Below are 20,816 nucleotides of genomic sequence, written 5' to 3'. Positions count from 1 at the left end.
AGGGGCGCCAGGCCAATGTTCAGACGAGCGGCAGGTAGATATCGCAGATGGCTTCATGCTCGGGCACATCCGGGAAAAAGCGCACGCGCTCAATCCAGAGTGGGGCGTCGCGCAGCGTTTCGCCACTTTGGGCCAGCCAGTCTACATACAGCGTGCGCAGGGCCATGCCCAGCGCATCATCCGACCCGACATACCGCAGCTTTGCATAGCGGCCGCCAGCCAGTTCCCCAGCACTCAAGCCCTCCGGGCCAGGTTCAACCGGGTGCGGGCAGGCCACGGCCAGATCAATCCGGTAGTCCGCAGGTGGTGTGGTATACGGGTCGTTGTACAAGACGTTGAATGTGGCATGCGTGGCCGGCGGCAAGTGCTGCCGTTTGCGCCAGGCAATGAACTGGCGAATGGTCTCTCCCAACCGCGCAGGGTCGCCACGGTGTGCAAGGACGGCGACCGGCGTAGGCGCTCTTTCTACAATGTCGGGCTGGTGGTCGGGCAGGGCGGTCATGATGCGGTTCCTCAGGGTATAGAGCGGTAGATAGACGTAGTGCCAGTCATGCCATTGCGGGGCCTGGCGAAACGCCCGCGGGCTTTGTCCCCATTGCCGCCGGAAAGCCCGGGCAAACGCTTCTGGCCCGGCGTAACCGCAGTCCAGTGCGATATCCAGCACGGATTGCTGTGGCCGGAATGCCAATTGCAAAGAAGCGCGCTTTAGCCGCCGCAACTGCACATATTCATACACACCCAAGCCAAACAGCGCCGCAAACTGGCGCTGGAAATGCCAGCGCGAAACGCCGGCCACCTGCGCCAGGCGTGCCAGTGGCAGATCGTCGACAAGGTGTGCATCAATAAACTGCAATACATCGGCAAAACGGGGGGAGAGGTCCAGAGCTCACTCCTGGGGCGGTGGGTCATTCAGGGCCAGCATACCGGCTGGCCCCTGAATGATCCTGACCGATATTGCGCAGCTTAGGCGGCCAGCGTCATGTCCAGCACCATTTTACCAGGCGCATGGCCGGTGCGGTTTTGTTCAACCGCGCCTGCCAGGTCTGCCGGGCCGCACACTGAGGCAATGGTCGAGCGCCAGGTGGCTTGTGCCAGCAATTGCTGCAACTGCTGGCCGTCAGACTGCATGACAAGAAAGATGCCGCCCTGCTGACCCACGCGCGGATCCGCCGTGGACACCAGTTTGCCGCCCGGTGCCAGTACGGCAAAAGAACGGCTGGCGATCTCGCCGCCGACCAGATCCAGTACCAGGTCAACCTCGCTGGCGAGCGCTTCAAAGCGCTCGGTGTGGCGATCAATGACCCGGTCCACGCCAAGGCCAAGCAGGTAATCCCGGCTGCTGGCCGAGGCCGTAGCCACCACGGTCAGCCCGGCCGCTTTGGCAAACTGCACGGCAAAACTGCCCACGCCCCCTGCTGCTCCCTGAATCAATACCGTCTGCCCTGGCTCAGGCTCACCCGCTGCGTGCAGTGCTTGCCACGCGGTGAGCATGGAGACGGGCAGCGCTGCGGCTTCTACGTCGGACAAGTGTGCAGGTATGGGGCTCAGTTGTGCTTCGGCAATCGCCACCAATTCGGCGTAGGCCCCCACACCGCTGGCCCCCATGACCCGATCACCCACCTGGAAGCGCGTGACGCCATCGCCCACGGCGACCACCCGGCCGGCCAGCTCCGCCCCCAGAATGGCCGGCAAAGCCAGCGCGAAGTCATTGCGCAGATATCCTTCGCGGATTTTCCAGTCCAGCCCGTTAATACCTGCGGCCTTGACCTCAACCAGAACCTGACCGGCCTTGATCTCGGGGGCGGCAACGGTATCCCGTTGCAGGGTTTCAGGAACGCCATAGCTGTGAATACGATGTGCTTGCATGATGTGTGTCTCCGTCAGTGCGTTGTGTGGTGCGACGGAGTCACTGTATATCGTTGTGAAACAGGGACATAGATGGTAAAAACGGGATAAGTCGTCTCAAAAACGGAACAGATGTGGATCTAGATGCCCTGAGAGATTTCAACCTGATTGCCACGCATGGCGGCCTGGGCAAAGCCAGCCGGGCCAGCGGTCGCCCCAAAGCGACCTTGTCACGGCGCGTCATGGAACTGGAAGCCAGCCTGGGCGTGCGGTTACTGGAACGTGGCAGCCGCTCTTTGCGCTTGACCGAGGCCGGTGCCAGCCTGTTTGGCCGTACCGCCGGTTTATTGCACGACATTGCCGAGGCCGGGCGGGAGATCAGCTCTGGCCAGGCCGAACCCACTGGCGTATTGCGGATCAGCGTACCGTTGCTGTTTTCGCAAGTGGCCATGGGGCGCATCGCGGCGGGCTATGTGCGGCTGTACCCGGCGGTGCGGCTGGAGGTGGTGGCCGAAGACCGCATGGTTGATCTGGTGGAAGAGGGGTTTGATATCGCCATCCGCACCAACCCCGCCGCCGACAGCGCCCTGGTGGGCCGCTGTTTTCTGCGCGATCAGATGCATGTGATTGCACCGGTAGACCAGCTTTGCCCCAACGACGGCGCGGCCGTGCCTGCGGTGGTGTCTGGCACCGCCGCGACCGCCACGCCCTGGTCCTTGCAAACCGACGCGGGCCTGCGCACATTGCAACCTGAACCCGTGCTGCGCCTGTCCTCCCTGATCATGGTCCGCGACGCCGTTCGCGCGGGCGCCGGCGCGGCCATGTTGCCGGAGTCTTTGGTGGCCGACGACCTTGCCGCCGGCAGACTGGTCTCCTGGGGTCAAACCACCAATCACCCGGTGGAAGTCTGGGTGCTGCACGCGTCACGCCGGCTTGCCAGCAGCAAGGTCACGTCTTTTGTACAGTATCTGTGTGGCATGTTTCCGGATGGATTGCTGAGATAGCGCGGGGTGCCGCGAAAAATGATGCCCGCAAGTACGGGGGGTGTCGGTGTCGTTATCTTTGCAAGCGTTGTAGCTGGATTCCGGCGTTCGCCGGAATGACGCGGTCGTTGCCAGAATCCATGACGCGTGCCGGCCTGCACCAAACAAAACGCCCCGATGCAAATCCAGGCATCGGGGCGTCAGGCGGGCAAGCGTAGTCCTTAGAAGTCCACGCTGGCGCTCACAGAGAACGTCCGTGGCATCCCGGCCGACAGATAGCCGTAGCCAGGATAACCCCCCACAGAGGCCCAGTAATCACGGTTGAACACGTTATCGACCCGTGCGCGCAGGGTCACCGGGCGGTTGCTGACCTCCATCAGGTAACGCACACCCAGATCAAGCCGTGTCCAGCTGGGTACTTCCAGCGTGTTCAGGTCGTCGGCGTAGGACGAACCCGTGTAAACCACGCGGGCATTGAGCGCCAGACCTTCCACTTGCTGGACTTCCCATTCCAGGCCCAGGTTGCCTTGCAGGCGCGGCACGCCAATGACGCGGTTGCCCTCGGTGGTGGCAGAGCCGGTGTCCTTTTGCGTGGCATCCAGCCAGGTCAGACCACCCAGCACGCGCACACCGGTGGCGGCCAGACCGTACCAGGTCAGTTCTGCACCACGGTGCTGGTCTTCGCCGGAATCACTGAAATTGTTGTTGGCATCGACAATGCCGCGCGGCTTGTCGGTACTGAACAGCGCAAGACCCGCGCCCAGGCGGCCGCCGTCGTACTTCACACCCACTTCTTTTTGTTTGGAGACATACGGTGCCAGCATCTCGCCGGGGTTGTTGACGTTGGCCGGTGCGGTATCGCCCTGGGCCAGGCCTTCAATGTAGTTGGCGTAGACAGAAACCTGCTTCACCGGCTTGTAGACAATGCCCACCGCCGGGCTGGTGCGGCCCTTGGTGTAGGCGGCGCTGGCAATACCGGTATCGTAGGCGTAGTTGGTGATATCAAAGTGTTGATACCGTGCGCCCAGCGTCAGCAGTACGGATTTGTCGAACAAGGACAGCGTATCGCCCACCGCCACGCTGGTGAGGCGGATGATGCCGTTCAGTGCCGGGTCCGACAGCTGATTGCCGGTAAACGCGGTGCTGGAGATTGCCGGCTGGCCGTAGCTGGTGGGGTGATACAGATTGGTGTCGAACGTGTTGAAGAAATCCATCACGTAGGCGTTGTCTTTCTTCAGTTCGAAGAAATCGCCTGCCACCACCCATTCATGGCCGACCGAGCCGGTTTGCAGCTTGCCGCGTACGCCCACTTCGCCGGTATCCACCTGGTCTTTGCGGGTATTGTCAAAGCGGTAGAAGTTGCCATCGCCGTTGTCGCTGGTGACGGTCAGATTGGCCAGCGAGTTGGCTTCATTGCTGCGGCGCAGGCCATAAGCGGCCCAGGCGGTGACGTCATCGGTGACATCGTATTCAGCGCGCAGCGTGCCAAACAGGTCACGCTCGTTCGAGTAAGTCCACGGTTGCGCAAAATTTTTGCTGGCATCCGGTGCATCGGGCACGCGGGTCAGGCCCGCGCCCAGGGTGACTTCCGGGCGCGTGGCTTGCAGGCGGTTATCCTGCGCGCCCAGGTCGGCGGACACACGGGCGCGCTCGCCACGCCAGTCCAGACCCACCGAACCCACGCTGGTCTGGGACTTCTCATCATCCACGCCCGTGCCGCCATCGCGATAACCCGCGTTCAGGCGCAGGCCCCAGCTCTTGTCCGGACCAAAGCGGCGGGCCACGTCGGCGGCGACATTGCCGCTGCCACCACTATCCACACCCACGGTCACCCGGTTCAGGTCTTCATTGGGGGCGCGCTTGGGCAAGAGGTTGATGGAGCCGCCAATGCCGCCGCCGTTTGGCGCAGCGCCCATCAAAAAGCCGGTGGCGCCTTGCAGAACTTCAACGCGCTCGAACAACTCGGTGGCGATGTACTGGCGCGGCAGCAGGCTGTACAGACCGTTGTAGGCCACGTCATCCGAACTCAGGACAAAGCCGCGAATGAAATACGATTCCTGGAAATTGCCGAAACCGCGCGCCACCCGCACGCCGGAGTCGTTTTGCAGCACGTCGCCCACACCATGTGCTTGCTGATCCTGAATCAGGTCATTGGTGTAGCTGGTGATGCTGAACGGGGTATCCATATTGTTTTTGGTGCCCAGAATACCGGCACGCCCCCCTTTGGCCACCTGGCCACCGGCATACGCCGGTTGCAGACCGTCTTTGGAGGCATCCGCGCTGGCGGTAATGGTCACCGTGCCCAGGTAAACGGGTTCTGTGGCCGGTGCGGAAGCGGTGGCAGCAGCGGGGGCGGATGCGGTATCCGCTGCGTGAGCAAAAGGCAGGGCGCAGACCACGGCAATTGCCGCAGCCATCGGGGTCAGTGTTTTCATTGGGTTTCCGGCAGACGATGAGTTGCCACCATGGTGTGGCGTGAATGCGCTGCATTTTAAATGCAAATGCGAATTATACTCATTAATGTGTCGGAAATATTGTTCTAGCGTAAGATTTAAACAACAGATGGCGCACGATTTTTGAGAAAACTGACGGTTTTATTGTGTTTGGCAGGCTTTTTCTGTAACAAGCTACCGATCTCATGGGGTTGGCGTCAGTTTTTGGAAAGCTGGCAAGTATCGGTTTGTCCCGTTTCCCTGCCACCCCATTATCAGTTTGTGGGGTTTGCGGAGAGCGTAACCAGCGCTTGCCGTAGCCGTCTGCGGTATTGTCCCGGCATCTCACCGGTGTGTTGTCTGAAGGCTTTGCCAAACGCGGCTTCAGACTGATAACCCACTTGCATTCCGATATCCGCCGCGCTACGCCGCGTCTCTCGCAATAGATCGCTGGCCAGGGCCATTCTGACCTCGGTCAGAAACTGCCACACCGTCATGCCGGATTTCTCCCGGAAATGCCGGGCAAACGTCGCCCGGGACATCATGGCCAGATCGCCCAGCGTTTCAATGGTCCAGGCTTTGCCAGGATCTTTGAGCAACGCCTGGGCGGCGGCGCTCAGTCTGGGATCGGCAATCAGGCCCAATACGCTGGCCTGACCCGGGTGATGTTCGCCGTGGTTACGCAGGGCCATGGCAAACAGCGCCTGGCTTAATGCCGTGACCACAGCCAGCGCTCCGGCGCGTTGCGCCGCCGCTTCCTTGCGCATCAGCGCCACCAGGCTTTGCAATACCCCGCTGATGTCATCCCCATCGTTCTCCAGCAATGAAACATGCAGCGGGTCCGGCAGGGTCTTGAACAAGAGTTCATTCGGACCGCGCACATAATCGAAATGACCACACAACAGATCCACCTCCGGCGTGCCATGGCCGGTGCGGCGTAGCGGCAGCAGGCCGTCGTGCGTCATGCGGATGGGGTCGGTGCCGCCGGCATGGCTGACCGTGATATTGCGCACCCGGTGCGCACCCCGTACCAGAATGAAATCACCTGCCCGGGCCAGAATGGGTGTGCCACCCTCGGTTTCAATACGGCAAGCCCCCGCCAGCACCACATGAAACGGCGCACTGCCCGCCGGCGCGGCGGCATGAGGCAGATCATAGTTGCCACCCAACAAGCACCGGATGTCCAGTCCGGCTTGCGGGCGGGCCAGCTGGATCAGGTGGGTAAGCATGTCCATGATACGGATTCGCTAGATGTTGATACGTCCCAGTATTCACAGTCTGAGCGGATGACGCAATACTGCAGTCATGACAAACGCATTGTGATGCGGAGGATATATGAGCACCGCCCGATTAGAGCAAACCGCCCATGTTGAGATCAGAAGCCCCGTCAGTTTTGCCGAAACGGTCAGCCAGCTGGAGACCGCCATCAAAGCCGCTGGCATGACCGTCTTTGCCCGGCTGGACCACGCTGCGGGGGCCGCCAGTGTCGGCTTGCACATGCCGCCGACGCTGGTGCTGGTGTACGGCAACCCCAAAGCGGGCACGCCATTGATGCTGGCCTCCCCGTTGTTTGCGCTGGATTTACCGCTCAAGGTGCTGGTGCGGGAAGACGCCGGCACCACCTGGGTGGCCTTTCACCCCATTCAGGCCCAGGCGCGTCTGGCCGGCCTGACCGATGAGGCAAGCGCCGTGCTGCACAAAGCGCAGGCCCTGATTGAAGCGACACTGAGGACACCCACATGAATACCACCGTTGCATCCGCGCCTGTGGCGCTCCCAGTTGATTCGGCCAGACTGGCCTGGTTGCCGGTGGCGTTGTTTGGTTCTGTGATGGGGCTGACCGGGTTGGCGGTCGCCTGGCGGGTAGCCCACACCCTGTTTGGCACACCGTTGTGGCTGGCCGGGGGCATAGGCGTGCTGGCGCTGCTGGCGTTTGTCCTGCTGGCTGGTGCCTATGCGGTTAAAGCCGTGACCGGTTTTGCTCATGTACGGGCGGAGTTTGCCCACCCCATTGCCAGTAATCTGTTTGGCACGCCGCTGATCAGCCTGTTGCTGATTCCTCTGTTGCTGGTCGATCTCGACCAGACGCTGGCCCGCGTGATCTGGAGTATCGGCGCGGTGGGTATGACCGTGTTTGCCTGGCTGATGGTGTCGCGCTGGATCAGCGTGCGGCAAAAGCCGGCGCATGCCACGCCGGCCTGGATTGTCCCGGTGGTGGGCATGATTGATATTCCGCTGGCGTTGCCCGCGCTGGGCTGGGCGGACAGTCTGCACGGGCTGATGGTGTTTGCTACGGCGGTGGGGCTCTTTTTTGCCATTCCGCTGTTCACGCTGATCTTGTCTCGACTGATGTTTGAAGAGCCGCTGCCGGATGCACTACAACCCACCCTGCTGATTCTGGTGGCCCCGTTCTCGGTCGGGTTCTCTGCCTATACCGCTACGGCGGGCGGGGTAGATGGCTTTGCCACAGCGCTGTTCATGCTGGCCTTGTTTGTGCTGGCGGTGTTGGTGGGCCGGCTGAGAAACCTGTTGCAATGCTGTCCGTTCAAGGTGTCCTGGTGGGCGGTGAGTTTCCCGCTGGCGGCCTCGGCCAGTGCCGGTTTGAAGTACGCGGTGTTTGCGCATGATGCGGTGGCCAGCGGCATTGCCGTGGCACTACTGGCCTTGGCCACCACCGTGATTGCCGGGCTGACCGTCAGAACGGTGTGGGGCGTGGCGCGGGGAGAATTGCGGGCATTAAGCAGTTAGTGAAGCAGCGCGGCGGTGTGTCGGCGGTCAGGAGACAGAACCCGCTGACACACGCGGTATTTGTCAGATCGCGCCGGGGATGCAAAACTCCGGCTTCCTCTCCTCATTCCTCGCTGAGCTGCAACCATGTTCGAGCACATTGACCTTTATCCTGGCGACCCGATTCTTTCGCTGGTGGAAACCTATAACCAGGACCCGCGCGCCACCAAGGTGAACCTGGGTATCGGCATTTACTACGATGAAGCCGGCAAGATTCCGCTGCTCGGTTCGGTCCGCCAGGCCGAAGAAGCCATGGCGCAGCAACTGGCCCCGCGCCCGTATCTGCCGATGGAAGGCGACGCCGGCTACCGCGCAGGTGTGCAAAAACTGTTGTTTGGTGCCGCGCACCCGGTGCTGGCGGCCAAGCGCGTTGCCACCATCCAGACCCTGGGCGGCTCTGGTGCGCTCAAGGTAGGTGCAGATTTTCTCAAGCGGTATTTCCCCAACAGCGAAGCCTGGGTCAGCGCGCCGACATGGGATAACCATCGCGCCATTTTCGAAGGCGCCGGCATCAAGGTGCACGATTACCCCTACTTTGATGCGCAAACCGGTGGCGTACAGTTTGACGCCATGTGCCATGCGCTCGAAGCCATGCCCAAGGGCAGCATCGTGCTGCTGCACCCGTGCTGCCACAACCCGACCGGCGTTGATCTCACGCCAGAACAATGGCAGCGCGTGATCCGCATTGCCGGCCAGCAAGGGCTGATCCCTTTCCTGGATATCGCCTATCAAGGTTTTGGCGACAATATGGACGACGACGCCTACGCCATCCGCGCGATGGCCGATGCCGGTCTGAGCTTCCTGGTCAGCAATTCGTTCTCGAAAAACCTGTCGCTGTATGGCGAGCGTTGCGGCGGTCTGTCTGTGGTTTGCCCGACCGCCGATCAAGCCGCCCATGTATTCAGCCAGCTCAAGCTGACGGTACGCCGCAATTACTCCAGCCCGCCCACGCACGGTGCCAAAATCACCGCCCGCGTGGTGGGAGATGAAGCGCTGCTGGCGCAATGGATCGGGGAAGTGGGCGAGATGCGCGAGCGCATCAAGGCCATGCGTCAGCAGTTGTATGCCGTGTTGAGCGAGCGGATTCCTGGCCGTGATTTCAGTTACTTCATCAAGCAGCGCGGCATGTTCAGCTACACCGGTCTCACCCCGGAGCAGGTTGATCGTCTGCGGGAAGATCATGCCGTGTACCTGGTGCGCACCGGCCGCATGTGCGTGGCAGGGCTGAACACCGGCAATATCGGTTATGTGGCTGACGCCATTGCCACGGTGCTGGCGGCGTAATCGCTGCTGCCTGCTGACTGGTCCATAAAAAAGCCCCCCTGCCGCTGGCAGTGGGGGTTTTTTTATTGCGCCGCGAGCTGATTCAGGAGCGCCCGCGGCGTGCCTGGCCGGTCATACTCTGCAGTACCCCATCACGCCGCACCAGGCCATGAAACAGCGCTGCTGCAAGATGGGCGACCACCGTGGCAAACAAAACCAGGGCCAGCAAGCCGTGCGCCATACACAATGTGGCATACAACGCCACATCGTGCGGTACCAGCGCGGGCAGCACCCAGCCGCCCAGCACCACCGGGTAACCGGCCGCCGATTGCATGCCCCAGCCAATCAAGGGCATCAGCAACATCAACCCGTACAGCAACCAGTGCGAGCCATGCGCAAGCGCCTGCTGCCAGCGCGGCAGGGTAGAGGGCAAACGGGGCGTGGTGTTCAGCCAGCGCACGACCAGGCGCACAACTACCAGTACCAGCAGTGCCATGCCCAATGGTTTGTGAACCCCGACGAGGCGGTTATGCCAGGTCGACACGGTAGACACCATGAATACGCCAATGAACAGCATCAGCACCATGAGTGGGGCCATCAGCCAGTGCAACCAGCGTAACGGCCGGGCGAAGTAGATGGCCTCTTTCATGAGCGGGCTCCTTGAGCGGCTTCTTCTGCGGTGCGCTTGTTGAAAGAACGCGAGTACGCGGCCGAGCGTGCGGCCAGCAGCGGGTCATCTGAAATGGCGATCCCGTGCGGCAGAATGGTCGGGTCGTAGTTGATATCGCGACAATCACCACCTTGTTGTGGCGCGGCAGAGATCAGCGTCAGCGTGCCGGCATCAATCACCTGGCGGCCTTCTGGCCATGCGCGGGTGGCGTCGTTGGTGATGTCGTCGGTATCAGCCAGGGTGAGTTGCAGATGCCAGAGCAGCGGGCCCTGGGCCAGTTGCGTTTGCAGATCGGCTTGCAGAAAGTCCGCCGGATGCTTTTGTGTGGCATCCAGCGGCTGATACGGGGTATCCGGCACAAAAGTCCAGCGCACGTACCGTTCGCCGCCATGACCATCAATCAGCTTGAAAGCGTTGATGCTGTAATAGCTGCCATTGGCAAAACCGGAAGAGGGCGCATGGGTTTTCACCCAGCTACGAAACGCCGCCGACTCCGGATGCGCCGCAAAAAACGCCGCTACCTTCGCCGGATCGGGCTTGCCGGTTTTGGGATCAGGTGCGGTGGCGAGCAACTGGGCGTAAAAGCCTTGCGGCGTATTCACCACAAAGACCGGCGTGTTGTTCATGCCGGTGCGCCACTGCTGGCCATCCGGTAACTGGAACAACAGCGCCAGGCTGCGCACCGGGCCGCCGGCATCCGGTGCGGCCGGGTTGCCGCCAGGAATGGCAAAGCGGCCGGTGACCGGGGTGCGGTTCTGGCCAAATACACTGGCGACCGACAAACCGACGGCATTGCCGTTGCCGTCAAAATAGCCGTCCACGCACACGCCCTTGGCATGATTGCGCCGAAACCCCGGGTGCTCGCCAAAGTTGGCATTAAACGTATTGATGATGCGTTTGGGGCCCAGCCGCTCTGGCCCGATCCAGCCTGCGGCAAAACAGAATGCCGCCACCAGCCCGACGGCGGTCAGGCCGATAACGGCAGCGGGAACCAGCAAGGGCGCATCGGCGGGAACGCCCGAAAGGCGCCGCAGCAGACCGGGGGAATGCGGGGGACTCATGCATTTGCTCCTGTGAGGGTGATGGGGTGCCGGGCCGCCTGGCACCGGGTCATGCTCACGCTAACGGGAGCGCGCCCACCGCTGAATGACTGAACCATGACAAAAATGTCATGAATCACGGGCGGACGGCGGAGGTAGATGACAGTTTTGTAATCCTGCCGTCACGCGGCCGAGGGCGAGCGCTGGGTAAGGTGGTGCCCAGTTCGCCGCAGATGGCGGTGAACCTGCAAAGGAGAAACCATCATGAGAAAGATGTTTGCAATGCTGTCTGTCCTTGCCATGAGCACTGCGCTGCCGGTGTTTGCGTCGGCCAACACCACGGCCTATGGCGAACCTGCCGCCGCCAGCACCATGCCAGACCAAAGTATTGCCGTAGCCCAGGGTACGCGGTCGATTGATGTCCAGCGCGGCCAGGACGTGCGCATTAGCGATGGCGACCAGACGGTGACCTGGCATTTCGATGGCACGCATGCGGCGTTCCGTTTGTCGCAGATTCTGCCGTCAGCCAGCAAAGCGGATGATGTCACCATCTACGTGCAGGACTTCGATCACCAGGGCTGATGCCCCGTGCATAATGAGTGGGGGCGGCCATACGCCGGGCGCGTGTGGCCGCTCGCTCACCCTTCAACATGGAGTTGGCAATGCGTGTGCTGGTGGTCGAAGACGAACCCAAAACCGGGGATTATCTGCACAAGGGTTTGCAGGAGTCTGGCTTCGTCGTGGATCTGGCGCGCAACGGGCAAGATGGTTTGCATCTGGCGCTGGAACAAGAGTACGACCTGATCATTCTGGATGTGATGATGCCCGGCCTGGATGGCTGGCAGGTGCTGGAACGCCTGCGCCGCCATAGCGCCGTGCCGGTGCTGTTCCTGACCGCGCGGGAAGCCGTGACCGACCGTATCAAGGGTCTGGAAATGGGGGCGGATGATTATCTGGTCAAACCGTTTTCCTTTGCCGAACTGGTGGCACGCGTGCGCACCCTGCTGCGCCGTGGCCCGCCGCGTGAGGCAGAGTTTCTGGAGCTGGCGGACTTGCAGATCGATGTACTCAAGCGCCGCGTGCTGCGTGCAGGCAAGCGCATTGTGCTGACCAACAAAGAGTTTGCGCTGTTGCAACTCTTGGTGGAACACGAAGGCGAGGCGCTGTCGCGCTCGCTGATTGCCTCCCGCGTGTGGGACATGAATTTTGACAGCGACACCAATGTGGTGGATGTCGCTATCCGGCGTTTGCGCGCCAAGGTGGACGACCCGTTTGAGGTACGCCTCATTCACAGCGTGCGCGGTATTGGCTACCGCTGCGAGATTGAAGAATGAAGCGGCACTGGTCGCTCACCACCCGTTTGTCTTGCGTGTTTGCCGTGCTGGTGTTCGTGCTGATCGGGGCGGTGGGGGCCCTGTTGTATCGTGGCCTGGCCATGCAGTTGCAGCAGCGGGACGACGGCGCGCTGATCGCCCGGGTGGATCAGATCCGCGCGCTGTTGCAGGATGAAAACGCCAGAGAACTGGTGCGCACGCGGCCGCGTCTGTTTGCCAACATGCTCAACAACCCGGAAGCCATGCTGGTGCTGCGCTACCCGGGGCAGCCGCCGCTGGTGGAGATCAACCCGTCCCGCAGTGCATTACCGCAGCCGCGCGTGGTCAGTGCCGACGCCAGCGTGACGCGGGCCGACGTGGCGCATTTTCGGGATCAAACCGGCACGCCGCTTAGCGCCGTCGCGGCCATGGCTACCACCGGCGTCGGCGAGCCGCCGATCGAAATCATGGCCGGCCGGCTGATGGCTGAACGCACACGGCTGTTGCAGTCCTATCGCAACCGTATTCTGTTGTTGGCGGCCTTTGCGGCGCTGATCAGTTCGGCGGTGGGGTTTGTGTTGATCCGGCGCGGACTGGCCCCGGTGCGCCGGCTGGCTGGGCATGCGGACTCGGTCAACACCGCCAATCTGGATGGGCGGATTGATGACGCGGGTGCACCGCAGGAACTGCTCCCGCTGATCCGCGCCTTCAACAATATGCTGGATCGCCTCGGCAGCGGCTTTACCCGCTTGAGCCAGGTCTCCACCGACCTGGCGCATGACCTGCGCACGCCCATCAATAACCTCCTGGGGCAGACGCAGGTGGCGCTCAGCAAAGCCCGCTCGGCCGAAGAGTACGAGCAGTTGCTGGCCTCCAATGCCGAAGAATTTGAACGGCTGATGCGCATGGCGGACAACATGCTGTTTCTGGCGCGCTCAGAGCATCAACACACTGAGCTGGAGTGGCAAGCGCTGGAGATTGAATCCGAGCTGGTGCGCATTGCGGACTACTTTGAAGGTCCGGCGCTGGATCGTGACCTCAGTATTGTGGTCAGTGGCACGGGCCGGCTGCATGCAGACCCCGTGTTGCTGCGGCGGGCGCTGGCTAATCTGCTGGCCAATGCCGTCCGGCATGCGGATGAAGGCTCGGTGATTCAGGTGACGGGTCTGGTTGGGCCCGAGCATGTCGTGCTGGCCGTGGAAAACCACGGCCCCGGTATTTCGCAGGCACTGCAGGCGCGGTTGTTTGACCGTTTCTTCCGGGGCGATAGTGCGCGGTCAGACTCCGGGCAATCCAGTGGTCTGGGTTTGTCCATTGTGCGCACCATCATGAACCTGCACCACGGCGTCTGCCGGGTCTACTGTGCGGATGGCATCACCCGTTTTGAACTGGTGTTCCCGAGCACGGCGGCTCCGCCGATCACAGATCACGGGTGCGCGGAATGATCACCGCCTGCCCATGCAGCGTGCCCGCGGCATCCAGCAATTGCCACAGCGTGGCCTCTTCAATCATGAAGCGCTGGCCGGCGCGGGTGATCCGCACGCCGCTGTAGCCATCCTCGTAACCCTGGCGCTGTACCCGTTCCAGGAACTGCTGCCGCGCTTCGCGATTGGGGGCCTCTGCCGATTGGCGGGAGGGGAGTTGCACCAGTTCATCCCAGCTATAGCCAAAGCGCTGTTGCGCGGCCTTGTTGCCATAAATGAAAACCGGGTCTGCGGCCGTATTGTGCGCCAGCACGGCAAACGGGGCTTCCTCATACAACCAGCGCGGCGCTACGTGCAGCGGCACGGTGGCGGGCACTAACAGCCGCCCGGTGAGCCGGGTGTAGCTCTCGGCCAGGAGTTGATAGAAAGCCGGATCATGTTGCAATGAGGACATGGCGACGATGTCTTGAAGGTTGGCGACGGCAAGGCGCTCAAGATACGGGGTTTGCGCGGCGCGGGCCAGCGTCAGCTTGCCTGCGGTTGCGGACTGCGGCCCAGCCAGGCGGCCAGCGCACTCAAGCCTGCGCAGAGTATGAAATACACCAGCCCGGCAAACAGGAACACCGGCACCGGATGAATCATGACGCGGTTGCTGACCTGGCTGGCGACGGTAGAAAGCTCGTTAATGCCCACCACGTAGGCCAGCGAGGTGTCCTTGATCAGGGTGATCCACTGGTTCACAAAGCTGGGCAACATCATGCGCAAGGCCTGCGGCAGGATGATGTGTTGCAGCACTTGCCAGCGGGTCAGCCCCAGCGAATACCCAGCGTTCCATTGTCCTTGCGGGATGGCGGCCACCCCGGCCTCTACCGCATGCGCCAGATAAGCCGCGCTGATCAACGACAAGGCGCACACCACCGGCACCAGGCCCGGCACATTTAGCCCAAACAGCATGGGCAGCAGGAAATACACCCAGAAAATCAGCATCAGCACCGGGATGGCGCGCAAGAAACCCAGCACCAGCAGCAGCACCTGGCGGGGCCCGCCTTGCAGCACGGTGAGCAACACGCCCAGCAACAAGCCACCGATGGCCGAACACACGCCAGAGACCACGCTCAACACCAGCGTTAGCGCCGCGCCACCCAAAGGGCCATCTGGCCAGGTGCCCCACAGCAGGTAATCCAGATTGGCGTGGATGACCGCAAGACCTTCCATATCAGTTCCCCACCGGTAGGGCCACGCGGCGCTGGACATGGCGAGCCAGCACGTCTAGCACGGCAATCAGGCCGATATAACCCAGCGTGGCGATCCCAAACGCCTGAAAGGTCAGAAAACTGGCGGCCTCTACCTGGCGCGACGTATAAGAGAGTTCCGCCAGGCCAATCCCCATGGTCAGCGACGAATTCTTGACGATATTCATGTATTGCCCGAACAAGGGCGCCAGTGCGTGCCGCAGGGCCTGAGGCAGGATCACATGGCGCTGCATTTGCCAGCGCGTCAGCCCGCTGGCCGCCGCAGCTTCATACTGCCCGCGCGGCACACCGCGAATGCCGGAGCGGATGTCTTCTGCCACAAACGCCGTGGCGTATAGCGTCAGGCCGAAAGTACCCGCCAGAAACTCAAACGACGGCCAGCCCAGCGTGAAACCGGCCAGACCCAGGCGGTGGGGCGTGTTGAGCCAGAGCATGGCGTTCTCTGGCAGCAGATTGGGCGCGGCGAAATACCAGAAAAACAACTGGATCAACAACGGTGTATTACGAAACACCAACGTGTAGCCGCGCGCCAGTTGTCGCCAGCCGCTGTGGGCGGCGTCTCGCGCCAGCGCCAGGCCAAAGCCGGCCAGGGTAGACAGCACAATGGCCAGCACCGCCACCCCGGCGGTCATCAGCAAACCGTTGGCCATCCAGACCAGATACTTGGGGGCGAGCAATTCAAGAGGCATGGCGAATCGGGAGATCCAAAAAAAACGCGCCATCACGATGGCGCGTATGAGTGGATGGAGAGCTCGAAGAAAGTACTGCGAATTTGAAACCGCGTAACGCTTACTGCGCGCGAATATGCGCATCACCAATCTTGAACAGCCGTGGCAGCGGCGCTTTGGTGTCCGGACCAAACCAGCGGTCATAAATCTTGCTGGCGGTGCCGTTTTTTTCCAGGTCTTTCAGAGTGTCGTTCAAATAGGTCACCAGGCGGGTTTCGCCCTTGGGAACGCCCACGCCTTCCAGTTCTTCAGAAATGGAGAAACCCGGGATTTCGTATTTATCCTTGTCCGGCAGGTTGCCCAGAATGGCCACCAGCTTGGAGCCGTCCTGGGTAATGGCCTGCACGTTGCCGTTACGCAGGGCGGTCAGTGCAAACGGGGTGTCGTCGTACAGTACGACGGTGGCATTGGGGTACTTCTCGCGCAGGGTGGCCTCCATGGTGGTGCCCTTGTCGGCACCCACGCGCAGGCCGGCGATCTGCTCGGCAGATTTGAGCGTGCCCTTGCGTGCCAGGAACTGCTGGCCAGAAGCAAAGTACGGAATGCTGAAATCAATCACCTTGGCGCGTTCCGGGGTAATGGTGAAGTTGGCGAACACCAGATCAACCTTGTTGGCCGACAACAGCGGAATGCGGTTGGCCGGGTTGGTCGGGACAATCTCCAGCTTTACGCCCAGGCGTTTGGCGACTTCCTCGGCGTAGTCCACATCAAGGCCAATGATCTTGTGGGTTTTTTCATCCACAAAGCCAAACGGCGGGTTGCCGTCAAAGGCGGCCACGCGCAGCACGCCGGCTTTTTTGATGTCATCAAGCCGGTCGGCCAGCGCCGCACCAGAGGCCAGACCGAGCAGCAGCAGAGCAAGTACCTGAGTTTTGATTTTCATGAGTCGTCCCGTAAAGAGTGCGGTGGTGGCCGGGTTGGCCGGTCGTTATGCATCGCATCTTAAGCAACTCATTAAATTTATAGAAATTATATAAAATGATTTTGTTATTTCTAATTGTTATTAAATGGGCGGCCGGATCAGGCCGCTGACCGCGTAAACAGCCCGACGGTCCATAAGCCCAGCGCGGTCATGGCCAAAGAGCCACCCAGATGCGCGGCGATGGTGCCAAGTGCCCAGGCTAGCTGGCGCTGGTTCAGGAGTAACACCACTTCGGCAGAGAAACTGGAAAACGTGGTCAGCCCGCCCATAAAGCCGGTAATGACAAAGAGGCGGGTTTCGATCGGGATATGAATATTGTTTTCGAACACGGCGATGGCGAGGCCAACCAGATAACCGCCAATCAGGTTGGCCGCCAGTGTGCCCAGCGGCAGCGTGGGCAAGAGCGGATTGAGCAGGGTGGTCAGCCACCAGCGTAACCAGGCGCCAAATGCAGCACCAATGCCAACGGCAAGCAAAGACAGAACACTCATCGATGGTCTCCTGGCAGCGCTGCGCGGCGTCAATGAAAAATGCCTGCACCGACTGCTCATCAGTCAAATGCAGGCATCATCAGCCCGGCAGGGCGGTTCCAGGAGGTATGCCATCTCCTTGTATTCAAGGTAGCAGCAAAACCGGAAAAGTCACGGGCGTGGTGCGCCTACCGCTCAGGGGGTGTTCAGGATTCACGCCGTAGTAGATAGGTGTCCATGATCCAGCCATTGGCTTCCCGCGCCGCCGTGCGCACGCGTTCAATCTCTTCACCCACTTCGGCCAGTTTGCCGCTGATGAGGATTTCATCCGGCGTACCAATGTACGCGCCCCAGTAGATAGAGAGATCGGCATCGGGCAACTGGCGCCAGGCGTTGTTGTTGTCCAGCATGACCACCACACTATCCACGCCTTCTGGCATACCGCGCAGCAAGCGGCGGCCGGTGGTGATTTCCACCGCGCGGCCAATCTGGTTCAGCGGTACTTTATGGCGTGCGGTCAGCGCTTGCACGCTGGTAATGCCGGGGATGACGTCGTACTCGAACACCGGCCCGTCAGCGGCCAGAATGCCATCCAGAATGCGGATGGTGCTGTCGTAAAGCGATGGATCACCCCACACCAGAAAGGCCCCGCACTGATCTTCTGCCACCTCATCGCGGATCAGTTGCGCAAACAGCGCTTGTTTGGCGTCGTTCAGATCGCCCACGGCCTGATCGTAATCGGGCTGGTGGCGGTCGCGCTCTGGCAGTGTCGCCTCCACCACGCGGTAGTTGGGGTCGGTGATGTATTGCTCGCAAATGTCTTTGCGCAAGCGCGTGAGTTTTTCTTTGGCCGGGCCTTTGTCCAGAATGAAAAACACATCCACCTGGTTGAGTGCCTTTACGGCCTGCATGGTGATGTAGTCCGGATTGCCCGCACCAATGCCAATGATCAGGATTTTTTTCATGGGGTTGTCTCAGGCGATTCTGGCTTTGGCTGCGCGTTTTTTGCGCTCGCTGTAACGATCGGTCAGCCAGGGCGAGACGCTGCGGGTCAGCAGGGTGAACTTGACCAGTTCTTCCATGACATCGACCAGCCGGTCAAAATACTCGCCCGGCAACAGATGGCCGGCCTCATCAAACTCGTTGAACGCAGCGGGGATAGACACCTGGTTGGGGATGGCAATCATGCGCATCCAGCGGCCTTGCTGGCGCATCTGGTTTACCGCGTTAAAGGAATGCACGCCGCCGCAGACGGCCATGACGGCCAGCGTTTTACCCTGGGTGGGTTTGGTGCCGCCGGCAAACAGCGGAATCCAGTCAATCTGCGCTTTCATCACGCCAGACAAGGCGCCGTGGCGCTCGGGCGAACTCCAGACCATACCTTCACACCAGGCCGCCAGTTCACGCAGTTCCAGTACCTTGGTGTGGTGTTCCGAGGTTTCGTCCGGCAGGGGTAAACCGGCCGGATTGAAGGTGCGGACCTCTGCGCCCATAGCAGTCAGCAAGCGCGCGGCTTCTTCCACCAGCAAACGGCTGTAAGAGCGGTCCCGCAGGGAGCCATACAGCAAGAGGATACGGGGCGCGTGGGTGGCCTGATCGCGCGGCAGCGTGACAAGGTCGGGTGGGCTGAAGTGTTCAGCATCCAGTTGCGGGGGCAGTTTAGACATGGGTATGACCGGTGTTCAGTGGGAGAGAGGCCGCAAGGCGCTGCCAGCCCGTTTCATTGGCGGGCAAGCCAAAGCGCAGGCTGGGGACATGGGTAAAGCGGCGCACCCAGATGCCTTGTGCTGCCAGTTGATGTTGTCGTTGTTCCGCGTCGGCCTGTCGCGCCCAGGCAAACAAAGGCGTGCCGCACGCATCAAAGCCGGCTTGTGTCAGTAAATTGACCAGACGTGCGCCGTCCCGCAGCAGCGCGCTGCGGGTTGCCGTTTGCCAGGCGGTATCCAGCAAAGCGGCGCGCACCACTGCGCGAGCGGGGCCGGAGATGCTCCACGGCCCGCGCAGCAAACTCAGGGTATGACGTAGCGGTTGCGCCGCCAGCACAAAGCCCGCGCGCGCGCCTGCCAGACCAAAAAACTTGCCGACCGAACGCAACACAATCAAGCCATCGTCTGCGGTATGCGCGGCCAGGCCAGAGGCGGGCAGGACGTCCATGAATGCTTCATCCACAATCAAGCACCCGCCACGGGCGCGCAGTTGCTCACGCCAGGCCAGCAAGACGGCCGGTGTGAACAGATCGGCGCTGGGGTTATTGGGGTTCACCACCACCAGATAACGCAGGTGCGCGGGTAAATCCTGACCGGGTACGAGCGTGAAGTCGGCCGCCAGATCACTGAGCGTTTCAGTCACAAACGTCTGCACGGCAAAACCGGCTGCGGCAAAAGCGGGGGCATATTCGCCATACGTCAGCAGGCCGATGCCAATGGCACCTGCAGGTAAAACCTGCGGCAGCATGCGGATGGCGGCTTGCGTACCCGCCACGGCCAGCGCGGCCGGTGCGCCGTAGTAGTTGGCGGCAATGGCTTCCAGATCGTCTTCATCATCCGGCAGGCGCAGCCAGGCGTCAGCGCTGAGCGCAGGCACCGGATAACCATTGGGGTTGATCCCGGTAGAGAGATCAAGCCAGTCCTCCCGTGGTCTGCCGTATTGGGCAATGGCCGTGCTCAGGTTGCCGCCGTGCGGCACAGATTGCAGCATGTATCCGGTCTTTCTGTGAGTGTTCAATGGGTAAGCAGGATGACGCACAGCAGCGTTTGCACGCATAACCACAGCACCATCGCCCGCGATACCAGCGTCATGGCGCGGGATACATCCGGCCCCGTCGGCGCGACACCCTGACCTAATGGCGGGCGGGCTTCCATGACGCCATGATAACGGGCTGCGCCACCGCACAGCACCTGCAAGCTGCCCGCGCCGCTGGCCATGACCGGGCCGGCGTTGGGGCTGTCCCATGCTGCTGCTTGCGTTTGCCAGCAGTGCCAGGCGGTGCGTGCGTTACCACAGAGCGCATAGCCCAGCGCAGTCAGCCGCGCCGGTATCCAGTTCAAACCATCGTCAATGCGGGCGGCGGCCCAGCCAAAATGCAACAGCCTGGGCGTGCGATAGCCCCACATGGCGTCCAGCGTATTGGCCAGCCGAAACGCCAGTGCGCCGGGGCCGGCAGCCAGGGCAAACCAGAACAGCGCGCCAAAGATGGCATCGTTGCCGTTTTCCAGCGCGGATTCTACGGCGGCGCGCGCCACGGCCGCTTCATCGGCATCGGTCAGATCACGGCTGACAATCCGGGCGGTGAGCTGGCGCGCTGCGGGCAAGTCGCCCGCCAGCAAGGCCGTGGCAATCGGGCGGATATGCTCGGTCAGGCTCTGTGCGCCCAGCGCAAACCACAGCAGGAGCGCGTGCACCAACCAGGCCAGCGGCCGGGGTAACAGCAGCACCAGCGCCACCGCACACGCGGTGGGCACGCCCACCATGACCAGCCAGGCCAGCACGCCCAGCAGGCGCGGGATGAACACGCCACGCCCACCGGCCACGTTCAGGTCCGGGTTCAGGGTCTGTTCCAGCGCCTGGGCCATGCGGCCAAAGCCCACCAGCGGGTGCCAGCGCTGTGGCTCGCCCAGAACGCGATCGATCAGTACCCCAAGCCAGGTCAACAGGCACAACGCGCCGGCACTAAGCATGGTGCGCTCG

General features: G+C 61.7%; 22 protein-coding genes and 1 riboswitch. Of the genes, 7 read left to right on the top strand and 15 right to left on the bottom strand.

Going from position 1 to position 20,816, the window contains the following annotated elements; genetic code table 11:
* Nucleotides 1-19: 19 nt before the first annotated feature.
* A complete protein-coding gene (locus tag HNQ50_RS08395; RefSeq protein WP_221303083.1) occupies nt 20-853 on the bottom strand; it encodes an AraC family transcriptional regulator in 834 nt (277 codons plus the stop codon).
* Nucleotides 854-963: 110 nt separating this feature from the next.
* Nucleotides 964-1,866, bottom strand: a complete 903-nt coding sequence (locus HNQ50_RS08390) for an NADP-dependent oxidoreductase (protein WP_184099519.1) — start codon at nt 1,864-1,866, stop codon at nt 964-966.
* A 113-nt stretch (nt 1,867-1,979) separates the two neighbouring features.
* Between HNQ50_RS08390 and HNQ50_RS08385 the strand changes: the two genes are divergently transcribed.
* Entirely contained in the window at nt 1,980-2,849 is an 870-nt protein-coding gene (locus tag HNQ50_RS08385; RefSeq protein WP_184099517.1) for a LysR family transcriptional regulator, read from the top strand.
* A gap of 200 nt (nt 2,850-3,049) precedes the next feature.
* Here the strand turns inward: HNQ50_RS08385 and HNQ50_RS08380 are convergent, their stop codons facing one another.
* Both HNQ50_RS08380 and HNQ50_RS08375 read right to left on the bottom strand, forming a co-directional pair.
* Entirely contained in the window at nt 3,050-5,263 is a 2,214-nt protein-coding gene (locus tag HNQ50_RS08380) for a TonB-dependent receptor (RefSeq protein ID WP_184099516.1), read from the bottom strand.
* A 272-nt stretch (nt 5,264-5,535) separates the two neighbouring features.
* The gene (locus tag HNQ50_RS08375) at nt 5,536-6,495 is read right to left on the bottom strand and encodes an AraC family transcriptional regulator (RefSeq protein WP_184099514.1); all 960 of its coding nucleotides are present in this window, start codon (nt 6,493-6,495) and stop codon (nt 5,536-5,538) included.
* A 100-nt stretch (nt 6,496-6,595) separates the two neighbouring features.
* Between HNQ50_RS08375 and HNQ50_RS22320 the strand changes: the two genes are divergently transcribed.
* From HNQ50_RS22320 to HNQ50_RS08360, 3 genes are all read left to right on the top strand, one after another.
* The gene (locus HNQ50_RS22320; protein ID WP_184099512.1) at nt 6,596-7,003 is read left to right on the top strand and encodes a DUF302 domain-containing protein; all 408 of its coding nucleotides are present in this window, start codon (nt 6,596-6,598) and stop codon (nt 7,001-7,003) included.
* Entirely contained in the window at nt 7,000-8,007 is a 1,008-nt protein-coding gene (locus tag HNQ50_RS08365; protein WP_184099510.1) for an SLAC1 anion channel family protein, read from the top strand. Before HNQ50_RS22320 ends, HNQ50_RS08365 begins: the two co-directional genes overlap by 4 nt.
* 126 nt (nt 8,008-8,133) lie before the next feature.
* A complete protein-coding gene (locus HNQ50_RS08360) occupies nt 8,134-9,330 on the top strand; it encodes an amino acid aminotransferase (RefSeq protein WP_184099508.1) in 1,197 nt (398 codons plus the stop codon).
* Between the two features lie 82 nt (nt 9,331-9,412).
* On the opposite strand, the gene HNQ50_RS08355 is transcribed toward HNQ50_RS08360, so the two are convergent.
* Together HNQ50_RS08355 and HNQ50_RS08350 are read right to left on the bottom strand one after the other, a co-directional pair.
* Complete coding sequence (locus HNQ50_RS08355; protein ID WP_184099506.1) at nt 9,413-9,958, bottom strand: cytochrome b; 546 nt, start codon at nt 9,956-9,958, stop codon at nt 9,413-9,415.
* On the bottom strand, nt 9,955-11,040 hold the full coding sequence (locus HNQ50_RS08350; protein ID WP_184099504.1) for a catalase family peroxidase: 1,086 nt from the start codon (nt 11,038-11,040) through the stop codon (nt 9,955-9,957). Before HNQ50_RS08350 ends, HNQ50_RS08355 begins: the two co-directional genes overlap by 4 nt.
* Before the next feature lie 243 nt (nt 11,041-11,283).
* On the opposite strand from HNQ50_RS08350, the gene HNQ50_RS08345 reads away from it, so the two are divergent.
* The 3 genes from HNQ50_RS08345 to HNQ50_RS08335 all read left to right on the top strand — a co-directional run bounded on the left by HNQ50_RS08345 (nt 11,284) and on the right by HNQ50_RS08335 (nt 13,777).
* Complete coding sequence (locus HNQ50_RS08345; RefSeq protein ID WP_184099502.1) at nt 11,284-11,601, top strand: CzcE family metal-binding protein; 318 nt, start codon at nt 11,284-11,286, stop codon at nt 11,599-11,601.
* An 80-nt stretch (nt 11,602-11,681) separates the two neighbouring features.
* On the top strand, nt 11,682-12,353 hold the full coding sequence (locus HNQ50_RS08340) for a heavy metal response regulator transcription factor (protein ID WP_184099500.1): 672 nt from the start codon (nt 11,682-11,684) through the stop codon (nt 12,351-12,353).
* Complete coding sequence (locus HNQ50_RS08335; protein ID WP_184099498.1) at nt 12,350-13,777, top strand: heavy metal sensor histidine kinase; 1,428 nt, start codon at nt 12,350-12,352, stop codon at nt 13,775-13,777. Before HNQ50_RS08340 ends, HNQ50_RS08335 begins: the two co-directional genes overlap by 4 nt.
* On the opposite strand, the gene HNQ50_RS08330 is transcribed toward HNQ50_RS08335, so the two are convergent.
* The 9 genes from HNQ50_RS08330 to cbiB all read right to left on the bottom strand — a co-directional run bounded on the left by HNQ50_RS08330 (nt 13,752) and on the right by cbiB (nt 20,806).
* Nucleotides 13,752-14,210 (bottom strand): MEKHLA domain-containing protein, encoded by a 459-nt coding sequence (locus HNQ50_RS08330; protein ID WP_184099496.1) that lies wholly within the window; start codon nt 14,208-14,210, stop codon nt 13,752-13,754. The two genes, HNQ50_RS08335 and HNQ50_RS08330, sit on opposite strands and share 26 nt — an antisense overlap.
* Nucleotides 14,211-14,281: 71 nt before the next feature.
* The gene (locus tag HNQ50_RS08325) at nt 14,282-14,971 is read right to left on the bottom strand and encodes an amino acid ABC transporter permease (protein WP_184099494.1); all 690 of its coding nucleotides are present in this window, start codon (nt 14,969-14,971) and stop codon (nt 14,282-14,284) included.
* A 1-nt stretch (nt 14,972) separates the two neighbouring features.
* Nucleotides 14,973-15,698 carry an amino acid ABC transporter permease gene (locus tag HNQ50_RS08320; RefSeq protein WP_184099492.1) on the bottom strand — a complete coding sequence of 242 codons (726 nt, stop codon included), beginning with the start codon at nt 15,696-15,698 and terminating at the stop codon, nt 14,973-14,975.
* 100 nt (nt 15,699-15,798) lie between these two features.
* Nucleotides 15,799-16,620: an ABC transporter substrate-binding protein gene (locus HNQ50_RS08315; protein ID WP_184099490.1), complete on the bottom strand. Its 822-nt coding sequence runs from the start codon at nt 16,618-16,620 to the stop codon at nt 15,799-15,801.
* 137 nt (nt 16,621-16,757) lie between these two features.
* Nucleotides 16,758-17,150, bottom strand: a complete 393-nt coding sequence (gene crcB / locus HNQ50_RS08310) for a fluoride efflux transporter CrcB (protein ID WP_184099488.1) — start codon at nt 17,148-17,150, stop codon at nt 16,758-16,760.
* Between the two features lie 63 nt (nt 17,151-17,213).
* A riboswitch (Fluoride riboswitch) is annotated at nt 17,214-17,277 on the bottom strand.
* Nucleotides 17,278-17,335: 58 nt separating this feature from the next.
* On the bottom strand, nt 17,336-18,094 hold the full coding sequence (cobF, locus tag HNQ50_RS08305) for a precorrin-6A synthase (deacetylating) (RefSeq protein ID WP_184099486.1): 759 nt from the start codon (nt 18,092-18,094) through the stop codon (nt 17,336-17,338).
* A 9-nt stretch (nt 18,095-18,103) separates the two neighbouring features.
* Complete coding sequence (gene arsH, locus HNQ50_RS08300) at nt 18,104-18,796, bottom strand: arsenical resistance protein ArsH (protein WP_184099484.1); 693 nt, start codon at nt 18,794-18,796, stop codon at nt 18,104-18,106.
* Entirely contained in the window at nt 18,789-19,826 is a 1,038-nt protein-coding gene (gene cobD / locus HNQ50_RS08295) for a threonine-phosphate decarboxylase CobD (RefSeq protein ID WP_184099482.1), read from the bottom strand. Before cobD ends, arsH begins: the two co-directional genes overlap by 8 nt.
* Before the next feature lie 23 nt (nt 19,827-19,849).
* Nucleotides 19,850-20,806 (bottom strand): adenosylcobinamide-phosphate synthase CbiB, encoded by a 957-nt coding sequence (cbiB, locus tag HNQ50_RS08290; RefSeq protein ID WP_184099480.1) that lies wholly within the window; start codon nt 20,804-20,806, stop codon nt 19,850-19,852.
* Nucleotides 20,807-20,816 lie beyond the last annotated feature (10 nt).

The organism is Silvimonas terrae (assembly GCF_014202765.1).
GTDB classification, from domain to species: Bacteria; Pseudomonadota; Gammaproteobacteria; order Burkholderiales; family Chitinibacteraceae; genus Silvimonas; species Silvimonas terrae.
The sequence above is the reverse complement of the archived record's forward strand: the minus strand, read 5'-3'. Positions and strand labels throughout refer to the sequence as shown.

Coding starts and splice junctions, on each gene's coding strand:
- HNQ50_RS08390 (WP_184099519.1), bottom strand. CDS start 1,866: ATGCAAGCACATCGTATTCACAGCTATGGCGTTCCTGAAACCCTGCAA.
- HNQ50_RS08380 (WP_184099516.1), bottom strand. CDS start 5,263: ATGAAAACACTGACCCCGATGGCTGCGGCAATTGCCGTGGTCTGCGCC.
- HNQ50_RS08375 (WP_184099514.1), bottom strand. CDS start 6,495: ATGGACATGCTTACCCACCTGATCCAGCTGGCCCGCCCGCAAGCCGGA.
- HNQ50_RS22320 (WP_184099512.1), top strand. CDS start 6,596: ATGAGCACCGCCCGATTAGAGCAAACCGCCCATGTTGAGATCAGAAGC.
- HNQ50_RS08365 (WP_184099510.1), top strand. CDS start 7,000: ATGAATACCACCGTTGCATCCGCGCCTGTGGCGCTCCCAGTTGATTCG.
- HNQ50_RS08360 (WP_184099508.1), top strand. CDS start 8,134: ATGTTCGAGCACATTGACCTTTATCCTGGCGACCCGATTCTTTCGCTG.
- HNQ50_RS08355 (WP_184099506.1), bottom strand. CDS start 9,958: ATGAAAGAGGCCATCTACTTCGCCCGGCCGTTACGCTGGTTGCACTGG.
- HNQ50_RS08350 (WP_184099504.1), bottom strand. CDS start 11,040: ATGAGTCCCCCGCATTCCCCCGGTCTGCTGCGGCGCCTTTCGGGCGTT.
- HNQ50_RS08345 (WP_184099502.1), top strand. CDS start 11,284: ATGAGAAAGATGTTTGCAATGCTGTCTGTCCTTGCCATGAGCACTGCG.
- HNQ50_RS08340 (WP_184099500.1), top strand. CDS start 11,682: ATGCGTGTGCTGGTGGTCGAAGACGAACCCAAAACCGGGGATTATCTG.
- HNQ50_RS08335 (WP_184099498.1), top strand. CDS start 12,350: ATGAAGCGGCACTGGTCGCTCACCACCCGTTTGTCTTGCGTGTTTGCC.
- HNQ50_RS08330 (WP_184099496.1), bottom strand. CDS start 14,210: ATGTCCTCATTGCAACATGATCCGGCTTTCTATCAACTCCTGGCCGAG.
- HNQ50_RS08325 (WP_184099494.1), bottom strand. CDS start 14,971: ATGGAAGGTCTTGCGGTCATCCACGCCAATCTGGATTACCTGCTGTGG.
- HNQ50_RS08320 (WP_184099492.1), bottom strand. CDS start 15,698: ATGCCTCTTGAATTGCTCGCCCCCAAGTATCTGGTCTGGATGGCCAAC.
- HNQ50_RS08315 (WP_184099490.1), bottom strand. CDS start 16,620: ATGAAAATCAAAACTCAGGTACTTGCTCTGCTGCTGCTCGGTCTGGCC.
- crcB (WP_184099488.1), bottom strand. CDS start 17,150: ATGAGTGTTCTGTCTTTGCTTGCCGTTGGCATTGGTGCTGCATTTGGC.
- cobF (WP_184099486.1), bottom strand. CDS start 18,094: ATGAAAAAAATCCTGATCATTGGCATTGGTGCGGGCAATCCGGACTAC.
- arsH (WP_184099484.1), bottom strand. CDS start 18,796: ATGTCTAAACTGCCCCCGCAACTGGATGCTGAACACTTCAGCCCACCC.
- cobD (WP_184099482.1), bottom strand. CDS start 19,826: ATGCTGCAATCTGTGCCGCACGGCGGCAACCTGAGCACGGCCATTGCC.
- cbiB (WP_184099480.1), bottom strand. CDS start 20,806: ATGCTTAGTGCCGGCGCGTTGTGCCTGTTGACCTGGCTTGGGGTACTG.